This window comes from Streptomyces cyanogenus, from assembly GCF_017526105.1.
Classification (GTDB): domain Bacteria; phylum Actinomycetota; class Actinomycetes; order Streptomycetales; family Streptomycetaceae; genus Streptomyces; species Streptomyces cyanogenus.
Genome location: NZ_CP071839.1, coordinates 5,852,500 through 5,865,959, shown reverse-complemented (window position 1 = coordinate 5,865,959; position 13,460 = coordinate 5,852,500). Strand labels below are relative to the sequence as shown.

Sequence of the window (13,460 nt, the reverse complement as noted above, 5' to 3'; positions counted from 1 at the left end):
TGCCTTTCGTCTATTGGTGCGCGGCGGTCGGGTCAGGAGGCCGGGTAGACGAACGGCATGACCAGACCGATCAGGGCGAGCGCCTCACAGAAGGCGAAGCCGAGGATCTGGTTGGCGCGGATCAGACCGGCCGCCTCGGGCTGGCGGGCGAGAGCCTGCGTGCCGTTACCGAAGATGATGCCGACGCCGACGCCCGGGCCGATGGCGGCGAGACCGTAGCCGATGGAGCCGAGGTTGCCCTTGATCTGGACGCCGGCGGCAAGGGTTTCGAGAGCGGACATGCCGGTTCTTCCTTCTCTTTCAATGACCGGTGGGGGTTGGCCACCGGATGTCTGGGTGGGTGGTGGGGTGGCTCAGTGGTGCTCGGCGAGCGCGCCCTGGATGTAGCTGCAGGTCAGCAGTACGAAGACGTACGCCTGGACAGCTTGGATGAAGAGCTCGAAGGCGGTCATCACGATGACCATGACGAACGAGACACCGGAGTAGGCGATGCCGATGCCGTTCAGCATGTACCAGCTGGCGATCGTGAAGAGCAGCAGCAGCGTGTGACCGGCGAACATGTTCGCGAAGAGTCGCACGGCGTGGGTGAAGGGCCGCACGAGCAGGTTCGAGAAGAACTCGATCGTCATCGACAGCGGCAGCACCGGGCCGAGCGTCTTGTCGTAGCCGGTGAAGTTCTTGAAGGCGCCGACGAACCCGTGCCGCTTGAAGGTCAGCGAGACCCAGATGATGTAGACGATGCCGGCGAGCACGGCGGGGTACGAGATGATCGCCGTGACCGGGAACGCGGCGACCGGGATGATCGACCAGACGTTCATCATCCAGACGAAGAAGAAGAGCGAGACGACGAACGGGACGTACTTGTCGCCTTCCTTCTTGCCGATGGTCTCGTAGACGACGCCGCGGCGCACGAAGTCGTAACCGGCCTCGGCCACCAGCTGGAGCTTGCCCGGAACGACCTTCGGCTTGGCGAAGGCGGCCCAGAAGAAGCCCACGATGATGATGGAACCGAGCAGCGCCAGCAGCATCGTCTTGTTGAAGTACAAGTTGCTGTCCGCGTCGCCGAAGAGCGGCTTGAACAGGAACGAGTGCAGGCCCGGAGCCGGGAAGCCGCACCCGTCGAACAGGTGGCAGCTCGTGTCGAAAGCGAGCGTCTGCGTCGGGTCAGCACTCACCGCGGGCTCCTTCATCGTGGCGCATAGGTACGGCAACCTCGTTGTGTCGGCGCGGCGTACGGCCGCGGTTCGGCACGGGACTGGTGTTACGGATGTGGGGGCGGCTGTGGGGCATCTTGCCTCGCGATTGAGCAGGCGTCAGCTCAGATGCCCGCGCCCGCGATGCCGCAGTTGGCACCGGACGATAGCAGCATCTCTCGTGCGCCTTTATCCCGGCCCTACCTCTCACGACGAGCGCCCTGTCTTCTCGGGCTTGTCGCCCTTCGACGAGGCTTCGGGATCGACGTAGAGAATCTTGGCCTTCATGTGCGCACGCGCCTGCGCGGCGATCCACGTCACGGTGGCGACCACGAGCGCGATGGCGAAGGCACGCGGGTTGAACAGCGTCGTGTTCTTGAACAGGGCGACGAAGATGACCAGCAGCAACAGCTGGGCCGCGTAGAGCATCAGGCCCATCATCTGGAACAGCTGGGGAAAGGATTTGGCGGTGCGCTGGAGTACGTAGAGGCCGAGGCCCATGAACGCGATCACCACCAGCGTCCCGACGACGGCACCGATGGCTCCCTTGCCGCCGGCGACCACCCCGCCGACAACGGCGGCGATCACGCCGACGGCAGCCGTGGGCACGGCGGCCTGGGCCAGGATCCGGGCGTCATTGGACGGCATGGCGGCAACTCCGCTTTCACAAGGGGGCAGGGTGTCGTCATGGACGAGCGTAGTCCCGGGCTGAGTGGTCGAGACCTCACACCAATGGACCGTCGCACTCAGGTCCTTCGGTTCTATCCGGGGTTCTCGTGAACCGTATCACAAACTATTTGATGAGGTCTTTACCTGGTGGGTGTGCTTGCAGTCACACATGAGAGTGACAGTGCGCGCATGTGCAGAAACCAGGCCCACTTGTCTGGTATTGGGGGTCTTTGCTCCCCCACGAGTTGGCAATGCTCTAGTCAGATTCTTACCTTGGCCGTCAACCGCGATCGGGGAATCGTGACCTGGCGCCGATCGCCGTCGCCCCGTTGACGCCGGGGGCACCCGCCGTGACCGTAGCCCGCTGCTCGCCGCGCGGAGCCTCCGCTTCCGTCGTGGCGACGGCCCCTGCCACGGCGGCCTCCGGGTCCCGGCGCCGCCTGCGGTACCGCGGCGGCACGAACCGCTGGGCCCACACCGGCACCCGCGGCGTGAAGCGCGGGAGCAGCAGCAGGACCAGGCCGACCGCGCTCAGGAAGACCACGCCCAGCACGATCCACATGGACGCCGAGTTGACGGAGTACGCCAGCGCCCCGAAACCGATCAGCGCCGACCAGAAGTACATGATCAGCACGGCCCGGCTGTGCGAGTGGCCGATCTCCAGCAGGCGGTGGTGCAGGTGGCCGCGGTCGGCGGCGAACGGCGACTGGCCGCGCCAGGTGCGGCGCACGATCGCCAGGACCAGGTCGGCGGCCGGTACGGCGATGATCGTCAGCGGGAGCAGGAGCGGGATGTAGACGGGCACCGTCTGGTGGACCGCCGCCTTCTCCGAGCCGGTGAACAGGGCGAGGGCGTCCGGGTCCACCTGGCCGGTGATCGAGATCGCGCCGGCCGACAGCACCAGGCCGATCAGCATCGAGCCCGAGTCGCCCATGAAGATCCGCGCGGGGTGCATGTTGTGCGGCAGGAAGCCCAGGCACATGCCCATCAGGATCGCCGCGAACAGCGTGCCCGGGGCGGCGGCCTCGATGCCGTACGAGTACCAGATCCGGTAGGCGTACAGGAAGAACGCGCCCGCCGCGATGCACACCATGCCGGCCGCCAGACCGTCCAGGCCGTCCACGAAGTTCACCGCGTTGATCGTGATGACCACCAGCGCGACGGTCAGCAGCGTGCCCTGCCACTGGGTCAGGGCGACGTTGCCGACGCCCGGGATGGGCAGCCACAGGATCGTCAGACCCTGCATGACCATCACGCCCGCGGCGATCATCTGGCCGCCCAGCTTGATCAGCGCGTCGATCTCGAACTTGTCGTCCAGGACGCCGATCAGCCAGATCAGGGCGGCCCCGGAGAGCAGCGCCCGCGGCTCGTTCGACTTCGAGAAGACCTCGCTGAGGTTGGACAGGTGGTCCGCGACCAGCAGGCCCGCGCACAGTCCGAAGAACATGGCGATACCGCCGAGGCGCGGGGTCGGTTCCCGGTGCACGTCCCGGGCCCTGATCTCCGGCATCGCCCCGGCCACGATCGCGAACTTGCGTACCGGTCCGGTCAGCAGGTACGTCACCGCGGCCGTGATGCAGAGCGTCAGCAGGTATTCACGCACGGGCTTCCCCACAGGTCTCGCTGGCCATCACAGCCCCACACCCTAGCGACGGACGCATACCGATGAGGACTTCCGGGTAGCGACGATGGTTGCACGCCTGCCTGTGCACCCTGGTCGGCTACCCCGGCTCAGCCGGGATACGGCGGAAACTGGCCGGTGAGCGCGCGCACCTCCTCCCGGGCCGCGGCCGGCTCCGTCGCGCCCCGCAGCACGGCCGCCAGCAGCGCCGCGATCCGCACCATCTCCGGCTCGCCCATGCCCTGGGTGGTCACCGCCGCCGTCCCCAGGCGCAGGCCGCGGCCGTCGCCGTGCGGCAGCACGCAGCAGTCCAGCACCAGCCCGGCCGCGAGGAGCCGGCCGCGGGCGGTGCGGCCGTCCACGCCGAGCGGGGACGGGTCCGCGGTGATCAGGTGGGTGTCCGTGCCGCCGGTGGTCACCACCAGCCCCTCCGCGGCCAGGTGACCGGCGAGCACCCGGGCGTTGGCGACCACCTGATGGGCGTACGCGCTGAACGCCGGCGTCGCCGCCTCGCCGAACGCGACGGCCTTGGCGGCGATGGTGTGCATCTGGGCGCCGCCCTGGGTGAAGGGGAACACCGCCCGGTCGACCCGCTCGGCCAGCTCGGCCCCGCACAGGATCATCCCGCCGCGCGGGCCGCGCAGCACCTTGTGGGTGGTCGCGCACACGATGTCCGCGTACGGCACCGGACTGGGCGCGGCACCGCCGGCGACCAGCCCGATCGGATGCGCCGCGTCCGCGATCAGATAGGCCCCGACCTCGTCGGCGACCTCGCGGAAGAAGGCGTAGTCGATGTGGCGTGGGTAGGCGATGGAGCCGCACACGATCGCCTTGGGCCGGTGGTTGCGTGCCAGGTGGCGCACCTGGTCGTGGTCGATCAGCCCGCTCTCGGCGTCGACGCCGTAGCCGACGAAGTCGAACCAGCGGCCGGAGAAGTTCGCCGGCGATCCGTGCGTGAGATGGCCGCCGTGGGACAGGCCGAGGGCGAGGACGGTGTCGCCGGGGCGCAGCAGCGTCGCGTAGGCGGCCAGGACGGCCGAGGAACCGGAGTGGGCCTGCACGTTGGCGTGCTCGGCGCCGAACAGGGCCTTGGCCCGGTCGACGGCGGCGCGTTCGGCGACGTCGACGATCTCGCAGCCGCCGTGGTGGCGGGCGCCGGGGTAGCCCTCGGCGTACTTGTTGGCGAACGCCGAACCGAGGGCGGCGAGCACGGCCGGTGAGCAGAAGTTCTCGGCGGCGATCAGCTGCAGGGTGGCCGACTGCCTCTCCAGCTCGGCCAGGAGGAGCTCGGCCATCGCGGGGTCCTGATGCCGCAGGACGTCGGTCTCGAGGGTATGGGTGACCGACATGGCGGGCTCCCGGGCGGTCGACGGTGACGTATCCAATGTAGGCCCGGGGTACGGCGCACGCGCGGCCGTCGTGTCCGCCGGTGTCCGCTCGGGTGCGCGTCAGGCGCGCGCCGGGACGCCCGTCAGTGCCGTCACCACCGGATCCAGCGCGTCCCTTATCTCGTCGCCGATCGAGCGGAAGAAGGTCAGCGGGGCGCCGTAGGGGTCGTACACCTCGTCCGCCTCGGCGGTCGGGGCCAGCAGCCAGCCGCGCAGGGCCGCCGCCGCCCGCACCAGCGCCCGGGCGCGCATGACCACGCCGTCCTCCAGCGGCGGCAGGGTGGCCGGATCTATCGCCCGGACCAGCCGGGTGAACTCCTTCAGGGTGAAGGTGCGCAACCCCGCCGAATGGCCCATGGAGATGACCTGGGCACGGTGGTCGCGGGTGGCGGTCAGCACCAGGTCGGCCCTGATCACGTGCTCGTCCAGCAGCTCCCGGCCGACGAAGCCGGAGGCGTCCGCGCCGAACTCGGCCAGCACGGTCTCCGCGTGGGACTCCATGGGCGCGCCCTCGTGCCCCCAGGTGCCGGCGCTCTCCACGATCAGCCCGCCGCCGAGCACGCCGAGCCGCTCCGCGACGAAGTGGCGGGTCAGCCGCTCGGTGATGGGCGAGCGGCACACGTTGCCGGTGCTGACGTGGAGGATGCGGAAGGTGTCGCGGGGGAACCCGAACGTCGTCGTCTCCTCCGCGCCGTAATCCCCGCCGCCTATGCCACGCCCCGCTTCAGGGGCCGTCAATTCGCCACCTCAAGGTCGGGTACGACCTTGCGCAGCTCCTCCGCGGAGAGCGCGCCGGCGCGCAGCAGCACCGGCACCTGGCGCGAGACGTCCACGATGGACGACGGCACGTTGCCCGGGGTGGGGCCGCCGTCGAGGTAGACGGAGACGGAGTCGCCGAGCATCTCCTGGGCGGCGTCGCAGTTCTCCGGCGCGGGGTGGCCGGTGAGGTTCGCCGAGGAGACGGCCATCGGGCCGACCTCGGTGAGCAGCTCGATGGCGACCGGGTGCAGCGGCATGCGCACGGCGACCGTGCCCCGGGTGTCACCGAGGTCCCACTGGAGGGACGGCTGGTGCTTGGCGACGATCGTCAGGGCACCCGGCCAGAACGCGTCGACCAGCTCCCAGGCCAGCTCGGAGAAGTCCGTGACCAGGCCGTGCAGGGTGTTCGGGGAGCCGATGAGGACGGGGGTGGGCATGTTGCGGCCCCGGCCCTTGGCGGCCAGCAGGTCGGCGACGGCCTCGGAGGAGAACGCGTCGGCGCCGATGCCGTACACCGTGTCGGTCGGCAGCACCACCAGCTCGCCCCGGCGGACGGCGGACGCGGCCTCGCGCAGACCCGTCACGCGGTCGGTCGCGTCGTTGGTGTCGTATCGCCGTGCCATGTCTAGCTGGCCTCCTCGTACACGTACTGCGGGGTTGAGAACTGGGGGGTGCTCACGGCAGCGCCTTGCGGGCGGTGGCGAACCGCGGGCGGTTGTTGAGGTCGGGGTGATCGGCCGCGTCCGCCCAGCCCCGCTCCTCGGTGAAGATCCACGGCACCTGGCCGCCCTGGGTGTCGGCGTGCTCGATCACGACGACGCCGCCGGGACGCAGCAGCCGGTGCGCGGTGCGCTCGATGCCCCGGATCAGGTCGAGGCCGTCCTCGCCGGAGAAGAGCGCCAGCTCCGGGTCGTAGTCGCGGGCCTCGGGGGCGACGTACTCCCACTCGGTCAGCGGGATGTACGGCGGGTTGGAGATGACCAGGTCGACCTGGCCGTCCAGGTCGGGGAAGGCGGTCAGCGCGTCGCCCTGCCGCAGGTCGACACGGGAGCCGGCCACGTTCTTCCGGGTCCACACCAGGGCGTCCTCGGACAGCTCCACGGCGTGCACGCGCGAGCGCGGGACCTCCTGGGCGAGGGCGAGCGCGATGGCACCGGAGCCGGTGCACAGGTCGACGATGCACGGCTCGACCACGTCCATGGCGCGCACGGCGTCTATGGCCCAGCCGACCACCGACTCGGTCTCCGGCCGGGGCACGAACACCCCCGGACCGACCTGGAGTTCCAGGTACCGGAAGTAGGCGCGCCCGGTGATGTGCTGCAGCGGCTCGCGCTGCTCGCGCCGGGCGATGACCTCCCAGTAGCGGGCGTCGAAGTCGGCGTCCTTCACGGAGTGCAGTTCGCCGCGCTTCACACCGTGCACGAACGCGGCCAGCTCCTCCGCGTCGGTGCGCGGCGAGGGCACGCCGGCGTCGGCCAGCCGCTGGGTGGCCTGGGCCACCTCCGCGAGCAGCAGGTTCACGCGAGTCCTCCGTGTCGTACTCGTGCGTACGGGTGTTACGCGGCGGCGAGCTTCGCCGCCGAGTCGGCGTCGACGCAGGCCTGGATGACCGCGTCGAGGTCGCCGTCCAGGACCTGGTCCAGGTTGTACGCCTTGAAGCCGACGCGGTGGTCGGAGATGCGGTTCTCCGGGAAGTTGTAGGTGCGGATCTTCTCGGAGCGGTCCACGGTGCGGACCTGGCTGCGGCGGGCGTCCGCGGCCTCCCTCTCCGCCTCCTCCTGGGCCATGGCGAGCAGCCTGGAGCGCAGGATACGCAGCGCCTGCTCCTTGTTCTGCAGCTGGCTCTTCTCGTTCTGGCAGGAGGCGACGACTCCGGTCGGGATGTGCGTGATGCGCACGGCGGAGTCGGTGGTGTTGACGGACTGGCCGCCCGGGCCGGAGGACCGGTAGACGTCGATGCGCAGGTCGTTCGGGTTGATCTCGACGTCGACCTCCTCCGCCTCCGGGGTGACCAGCACACCGGCCGCGGAGGTGTGGATACGGCCCTGGGACTCGGTGGCCGGGACGCGCTGCACCCGGTGCACCCCGCCCTCGTACTTCAGCCGGGCCCACACACCCTGGCCGGGCTCGATCTGCCCGCGGGCCTTCACCGCGACCTGGACGTCCTTGTAGCCGCCCAGCTCGGACTCGGTGGAGTCGATGATCTCGGTCTTCCAGCCGACGCGCTCGGCGTAGCGCAGGTACATGCGCAGCAGGTCACCGGCGAACAGCGCCGACTCGTCGCCGCCCGCGCCCGCCTTGATCTCCAGGATGACGTCCTTGTCGTCACTCGGGTCGCGCGGGACGAGCAGCAGGCGCAGCTTCTCGGTCAGGCCCTCGCGCTGCTTCTCCAGGTCCTTGACCTCGGCGGCGAAGTCGGGGTCGTCGGCCGCGAACTCGCGCGCGGTCTCGATGTCGTCGCCGGTCTGCTTCCAGGAGCGGTACGTGGCGACGATCGGGGTCAGCTCGGCGTAGCGCTTGTTCAGCTTGCGCGCGTTCGCCTGGTCGGCGTGGACCGACGGGTCGGCGAGCTTCGTCTCCAGATCGGCGTGCTCGGCGACGAGTTCCTCGACGGCCTCGAACATCTTGGGCTCCTGTACTGCGGTGAGGGGAAGGGCGGGCGACCAAAAACGCCGGTCCCGGGCACACCCCCGCGAGGGCGTGACCGCGGACCGGCGGAATGGGGCTCGCTACTTCTTGGAGCCGGCGGCAGCCTTGCCGAAGCGGGCCTCGAAGCGGGCCACACGGCCACCGGTGTCGAGGATCTTCTGCTTGCCCGTGTAGAACGGGTGGCACTCGGAGCAGACCTCGGCCCGGATGGTGCCGGACTCGATGGTGCTACGGGTGGTGAACGACGCACCGCAGGTGCAGCTGACCTGCGTCTCGACGTACTCGGGGTGGATGTCGCGCTTCAAGGTGTCTCCTAGGTTTCGGGAGGGCGCCGGGTCGCCGCCGCGGGGTGCGGGAGCGTGAACCGGAGCCGACGTACCAGTCTGCCAGGACTGGTGCCATCCTCCCAAACCGGGGGTGCGGCTGTTCTATTCCGGCTCGGGGGTTCGCCGGCGGGGGTGCCGCTTGATCCCCGTCGGCGGGTGCGGGTGCGCCGTGGATTCCCGCGCCGTTCCCCGCGTCCCTCAGGGGGCGCTCACCACGCCCTTGGCCTCGCCGGTGGCCGTTCCCTTCGTGGCCGACGCCGGGATCGGCTTGTCGTTCTTCAGGGCGTTCCAGACCAGCTGCGCCTTGGTCTTGGCCAGCAGGACGCGGTTGGGGTTGGCCGGGTCGTACTGGACGGGCATCGTGACCATCTTCATGTGGGCCGAGCTGATGCCCTTGAGGCCGTCGGCGAAGTCGATCAGGGAGTTGACCGAGCCGAGGTCGGAGTCGGTGGTGACGGCCTTGGTGGCGGTGTCGGCGAGGTCGTACAGCTTCTTGGGGTTCGTGAAGACGCCGACGTGCTTGACCTGGTCGATCAGGGCCTTGATGAAGGCCTGCTGGAGCTGGATGCGGCCGAGGTCGGAGCCGTCGCCCACGCCGTGCCGGGTGCGGACCAGGCCCAGGGCCTGCTCGCCGTTCAGGGTGTGGGTGCCGGCCTTGAGGTCCAGGTGGCTCTGCGGGTCCCGGATGTTCCTGGTGGTGGTGACCTCGACCCCGCCGAGGTCGTCGATGAGCTTCTGGAAGCCCTCGAAGTCGACCTCCAGGTAGTGGTCCATGCGGATACCGGTGATGGACTCCACCGTCTTCACCGCGCAGGCCGCGCCACCGGTGGAGTACGCCTCGTTGAACATCACGCCGGACGCGGCGGGGTGGGAGGTGCCCTTGGTGTCGGTGCACCGGGGGCGGTCGACGAGGGTGTCCCGGGGGATGGAGACCACGCTGGCCTTCTTGTGGCCCTCGTAGACGTGGACGATCATCGCGGTGTCCGAGCGGGCGCTGCCGTCGTCCGTGCCGCCGCCGAGCTTCTTGTTCTTGCCGGAGCGGGTGTCCGAGCCGAGGACCAGGATGTTCTCCGAGCCGTTGTCGATCTTCGTGGGCCGGTCGCTGCCGAGCGCCTGGTTGATGTCGACGCTGTGCAGGTTGCCGTTGAGCTTGAAGTAGACGTACCCGGCGCCGGCGCCGCCCAGGAGGACCACGCCCGCGGCCGTCCAGACCGTGGCGCGCAGCGCCTTGCGACCGGTGCTGGGGGCCTTGCGGCGGCGCCCCCTGCCCCGGTGGCGCGGGGTCGCGCCCGGCTCGGTTATGGCGGGCTGAGTGCTCTCGGCGGCCACATCGCTCCTAGGTCTCGGCGGTCTGTTACCCCCTGCGGTCAGGGTCGGGCGCGGTCGTCACCGCTCCATCGTCGCTCCGCACGGTCAGACGGAGAAACTCGGAAAAGGGTTGCACAACGCACAGTGCCCCTCGTGTACGGCGATGGGCACTGTGCGTAGTCACTTGATCTGCCGGGACAGCGCTCACCTGCGGATTCGGCTCCCGGGCCGGTACGCCCGGGAGCCGGTGGCCACCGAGATCCCTGTGGCAAAGATCTCGGGTCCGCGGGTCCGCCGAGCCGTCGTTCAGCGGGCCGAACCGGAGTCCGGCGGCCGGGAGGCCACCCGTGCCCGGTGCGTAGGTGGTGACCGGCTGCACGGTGCCTCCGGTCACGTTCGCCCACGGCGTCGAGTACAGGGAGCCGTAGACGCCCGGTCCGTTGGGCATGCCGACGTAGAGGTCGTACTGCGTGCCGTACAGGCTGCTGCCCGCGCTCTGCCCGGCGGTCGGGGTGCCGGGCATGCCGGAGCCGTCGCCGGCCTCCACCCACCGGTCGGTGGCACCCGGGGTGGTGTCGAGCGTGAGGCCGGCGGCGAGGGCGGCCCCCATGCGGTCCCCGGATGCGGAGGCCGCGGCGAGGACGGCCTCCGTGCCCGTGCCCTGTTCGAGGTGGAGTGCCGCCTTGCCGGAACCGAGGACGCCGGAGGCTCCGTAGATCACGCCCACGGTGCCGGCGTCCTCGCGGGAGGTGCCGACGACCAGGTCGGTGCAGCCGTCCGCGTGGGCACCGTGGTGAGGTCCTGGTTCAGCTCGGCCGTGCCCTTGCCGCCGCCGTGGACGACGCGCACGAGGCCGGCCTTGGTGTCACCGCCGATGGTCGCCTCGGGGTCGGCGACGGCGGGGTCCTCTGATGGTCTTCCCGCTCTTCTTCAGCCGCGACTCCAGGTTCGCGAGGCTCTCGTTGGGGAAGGCCTGCCGCAGGATGGCGAGGGAGCCTGCCACGTGCGGTGCGGACATGGATGTACCGCTCTCGGAGGCGCAACCGCCGCCGGGCACCGAGGAGATGATGCTGGTGCCGGGGGCGAGGAGGTCCGGCAGCGGGCCGCGGTTGGTGAACGCGGACAGCTGGTCGTCGTCGGTGGTGGAGCCGACCGCGATCGCGGAGGGCACGCAGGCCGGAGCGCTCACCGCGTCGGTGTAACCGTTGTTGCCGGCGGCGAACAGGTTGTCGATGGCCGCCTTGCGCGGGTCGGTGTCGCAGACGGTGGCGTACCGGCCGGCGCCCGCGCAGAGTTGTCCGCACAGCGAAGAAGCCTGCCGACGGCTCGGTGACCGGCTCCGGTGCGGTCGTCACGGCGTTCGCGGCTCCGGCGACCGGCCGCTTCACCTACGCGAGTCCGCTCACCGGAGGCGGACAGCGCGAAGGGCCGCCCCCGGTGTGGGAGCGGCCCTTGCCTACGGCGTGCTGCCTACGGCGTGCGCGGGCAGGTCAGTCGTTGCCCGGCGTCGGCGTCGTCTTCTGGATCTGCATCAGGAACTCGACGTTCGACTTGGTCTGCTTCATCTTGTCGAGAAGCAGCTCGATCGCCTGCTGCTGGTCCAGCGCGTGCAGGACACGGCGGAGCTTCCAGACGATGCCCAGCTCCTCGGCACCGAGCAGGATCTCCTCCTTGCGGGTACCGGACGCGTCGACGTCCACCGCCGGGAAGATGCGCTTGTCGGCGAGCTTCCGGTCGAGCTTGAGCTCCATGTTGCCGGTGCCCTTGAACTCCTCGAAGATCACCTCGTCCATGCGGGACCCGGTGTCCACCAGGGCGGTGGCGAGGATGGTCAGCGAGCCGCCGTCCTCGATGTTGCGCGCCGCGCCGAAGAACCGCTTCGGCGGGTAGAGCGCGGTCGAGTCGACACCACCGGACAGGATGCGGCCGGAGGCGGGCGCCGCCAGGTTGTAGGCGCGGCCCAGACGCGTGATCGAGTCGAGCAGCACGACCACGTCGTGGCCCAGCTCCACCAGTCGCTTGGCCCGCTCGATGGCCAGCTCGGCGACGGTGGTGTGGTCCTCGGCCGGGCGGTCGAAGGTCGAGGAGATGACCTCGCCCTTGACCGACCGCTGCATGTCGGTGACCTCTTCCGGACGCTCGTCGACGAGGACGACCATCAGGTGGCACTCGGGGTTGTTGTGCGTGATCGCGTTGGCGATCGCCTGCATGATCATGGTCTTGCCGGTCTTCGGCGGGGCCACGATCAGACCGCGCTGGCCCTTGCCGATGGGCGAGACCAGGTCGATGATGCGGGTGGTCAGCACGCCCGGGTCGGTCTCCAGACGGAGCCGGTCCTGCGGGTAGAGCGGGGTCAGCTTGTTGAACTCCGGGCGGCCGCGGCCGTGTTCGGGCGCCATGCCGTTGACGGAGTCCAGGCGGACCAGCGCGTTGAACTTCTCGCGGCGCTCGCCCTCCTTCGGCTGCCGGACGGCACCGGTGACGTGGTCACCCTTGCGCAGGCCGTTCTTGCGGACCTGGGCGAGGGAGACGTACACGTCGTTCGGGCCGGGCAGGTAGCCGGAGGTCCGGATGAAGGCGTAGTTGTCGAGGATGTCCAGGATGCCCGCGACGGGGATCAGGACGTCGTCCTCGGCGAGCTGCGGCTCGGCGATGTCGTCACGGCCCCGGCGGCCCCGGCGGTCGCGGTAGCGGCCGCGGCGGCCACGGCGGCCGCCCTCGAAGTCGTCGTCGTCCTGGGGGCCGGTGTTGCGGTCCTGACGGCCGCCGCCCTGCTGCTGGCCCTGCTGCTGCCGGTCCTGGCGGCCGCCGCCCTGGCCCTGCTGGTCGTCGCCCTTGTTGCGGCGGTCACGGTCCCGGCCGCGCTCACGGCGGTCCCGGCGGCCACGGCCCTCGCCGTCACCGGCGTCGCCCCTGGCCTCGCCCTGCTGCTGCGCGGGCGCCTCGGCCTTGGGCTCGCTCTTGGCCTCGGTGGCGACGGTCTCGGCGCCGCCCTGGGCCGGGCTGCCCGCCTCCGCGGTGGCACGGCGGCGACGGCGCTCGCTCGGGGCGTCGTCGGAGGCCGGCTGGCCGGGGATCTCGATCTGCTGCTGGGCCACGGCCTTCTCGGCGGGCGCCTCGGTCTTGGCCTCCGCCTTCTTCGCCGTGCCCGCGCCGCTCTCGGCGGACTCGCCGGTGCGGGCCTTGGAGGTGGCCCGGCGCTTCGGCTTGGTCTCGGTGGCGGCGTCAGCCTTGGCGGCGGGGGCTCCCCCGGCGGCCTGCGCCTCCTTGATGACCTCGATCAGCTGGCTCTTGCGCATCCGCGCGGTGCCCCTGATCCCGAGGCCCGAGGCAACCTGCTGCAGCTCGGCCAGCACCATGCCCTCAAGGCCGGTACCGCGGCGCCGCCGGGAGCCGGCACCGGTGGCAGGCGCGGAGGCGTCCGTGGCGGGCGCGGCAGCGGTCTCCTCGACACGTGCGCCCATCAGATCGGTGGTGTCGCTCACGAAGGGTCCTTCCCTGGAGCGGACGTCGGCCTGTCTGGCTCGGCGACCGGTTGTGCTGTCCG

General features: G+C 70.4%; 14 protein-coding genes. All 14 read right to left on the bottom strand.

Features of this window, described 5'->3' with window-relative positions; translation table 11 throughout:
* Positions 1 to 32: 32 nt before the first annotated feature.
* Entirely contained in the window at positions 33 to 281 is a 249-nt protein-coding gene (locus tag S1361_RS26540) for an ATP synthase subunit c family protein (protein WP_018544514.1), read from the bottom strand.
* A 72-nt stretch (positions 282 to 353) separates the two neighbouring features.
* Positions 354 to 1,190: a F0F1 ATP synthase subunit A gene (gene atpB / locus S1361_RS26535; protein ID WP_208034436.1), complete on the bottom strand. Its 837-nt coding sequence runs from the start codon at positions 1,188 to 1,190 to the stop codon at positions 354 to 356.
* 210 nt (positions 1,191 to 1,400) lie between these two features.
* Positions 1,401 to 1,841 carry a Cg1360 family ATP-synthase-associated protein gene (locus S1361_RS26530; protein ID WP_208034435.1) on the bottom strand — a complete coding sequence of 147 codons (441 nt, stop codon included), beginning with the start codon at positions 1,839 to 1,841 and terminating at the stop codon, positions 1,401 to 1,403.
* Between the two features lie 301 nt (positions 1,842 to 2,142).
* Positions 2,143 to 3,465: an MraY family glycosyltransferase gene (locus S1361_RS26525; protein WP_208034434.1), complete on the bottom strand. Its 1,323-nt coding sequence runs from the start codon at positions 3,463 to 3,465 to the stop codon at positions 2,143 to 2,145.
* A gap of 128 nt (positions 3,466 to 3,593) precedes the next feature.
* Entirely contained in the window at positions 3,594 to 4,832 is a 1,239-nt protein-coding gene (locus tag S1361_RS26520; RefSeq protein WP_208034433.1) for a serine hydroxymethyltransferase, read from the bottom strand.
* Positions 4,833 to 4,931: 99 nt separating this feature from the next.
* Positions 4,932 to 5,609 (bottom strand): arsenate reductase/protein-tyrosine-phosphatase family protein, encoded by a 678-nt coding sequence (locus S1361_RS26515; RefSeq protein WP_208034432.1) that lies wholly within the window; start codon positions 5,607 to 5,609, stop codon positions 4,932 to 4,934.
* Positions 5,606 to 6,253, bottom strand: coding sequence for an L-threonylcarbamoyladenylate synthase (locus tag S1361_RS26510; protein WP_208034431.1), 648 nt, complete (start codon positions 6,251 to 6,253; stop codon positions 5,606 to 5,608). The genes S1361_RS26515 and S1361_RS26510 overlap by 4 nt, the downstream gene beginning before the upstream one ends.
* A 52-nt stretch (positions 6,254 to 6,305) precedes the next feature.
* Entirely contained in the window at positions 6,306 to 7,151 is an 846-nt protein-coding gene (gene prmC, locus S1361_RS26505) for a peptide chain release factor N(5)-glutamine methyltransferase (protein ID WP_031171939.1), read from the bottom strand.
* Between the two features lie 35 nt (positions 7,152 to 7,186).
* On the bottom strand, positions 7,187 to 8,254 hold the full coding sequence (gene prfA, locus S1361_RS26500; protein ID WP_208034430.1) for a peptide chain release factor 1: 1,068 nt from the start codon (positions 8,252 to 8,254) through the stop codon (positions 7,187 to 7,189).
* 105 nt (positions 8,255 to 8,359) lie between these two features.
* Positions 8,360 to 8,584, bottom strand: a complete 225-nt coding sequence (gene rpmE, locus S1361_RS26495; protein ID WP_019326867.1) for a 50S ribosomal protein L31 — start codon at positions 8,582 to 8,584, stop codon at positions 8,360 to 8,362.
* Positions 8,585 to 8,803: 219 nt separating this feature from the next.
* Positions 8,804 to 9,934 (bottom strand): LCP family protein, encoded by a 1,131-nt coding sequence (locus S1361_RS26490; protein WP_208034429.1) that lies wholly within the window; start codon positions 9,932 to 9,934, stop codon positions 8,804 to 8,806.
* Positions 9,935 to 9,959: 25 nt separating this feature from the next.
* Positions 9,960 to 10,640, bottom strand: coding sequence for a hypothetical protein (locus S1361_RS26485; RefSeq protein WP_208034427.1), 681 nt, complete (start codon positions 10,638 to 10,640; stop codon positions 9,960 to 9,962).
* A 138-nt stretch (positions 10,641 to 10,778) separates the two neighbouring features.
* Positions 10,779 to 11,138: a S8 family peptidase gene (locus S1361_RS26480; RefSeq protein ID WP_279577658.1), complete on the bottom strand. Its 360-nt coding sequence runs from the start codon at positions 11,136 to 11,138 to the stop codon at positions 10,779 to 10,781.
* Between the two features lie 265 nt (positions 11,139 to 11,403).
* Entirely contained in the window at positions 11,404 to 13,398 is a 1,995-nt protein-coding gene (gene rho / locus S1361_RS26475; RefSeq protein WP_208034425.1) for a transcription termination factor Rho, read from the bottom strand.
* Between the last annotated feature and the right edge of the window lie 62 nt (positions 13,399 to 13,460).

What these genes read in the sequence shown, in the direction of transcription:
- S1361_RS26530 (WP_208034435.1), bottom strand. Translation starts at nt 1,841, where the DNA reads ATGCCGTCCAATGACGCCCGGATCCTGGCCCAGGCCGCCGTGCCCACG.
- S1361_RS26520 (WP_208034433.1), bottom strand. Translation starts at nt 4,832, where the DNA reads ATGTCGGTCACCCATACCCTCGAGACCGACGTCCTGCGGCATCAGGAC.
- atpB (WP_208034436.1), bottom strand. Translation starts at nt 1,190, where the DNA reads ATGAAGGAGCCCGCGGTGAGTGCTGACCCGACGCAGACGCTCGCTTTC.
- prfA (WP_208034430.1), bottom strand. Translation starts at nt 8,254, where the DNA reads ATGTTCGAGGCCGTCGAGGAACTCGTCGCCGAGCACGCCGATCTGGAG.
- S1361_RS26510 (WP_208034431.1), bottom strand. Translation starts at nt 6,253, where the DNA reads ATGGCACGGCGATACGACACCAACGACGCGACCGACCGCGTGACGGGT.
- S1361_RS26540 (WP_018544514.1), bottom strand. Translation starts at nt 281, where the DNA reads ATGTCCGCTCTCGAAACCCTTGCCGCCGGCGTCCAGATCAAGGGCAAC.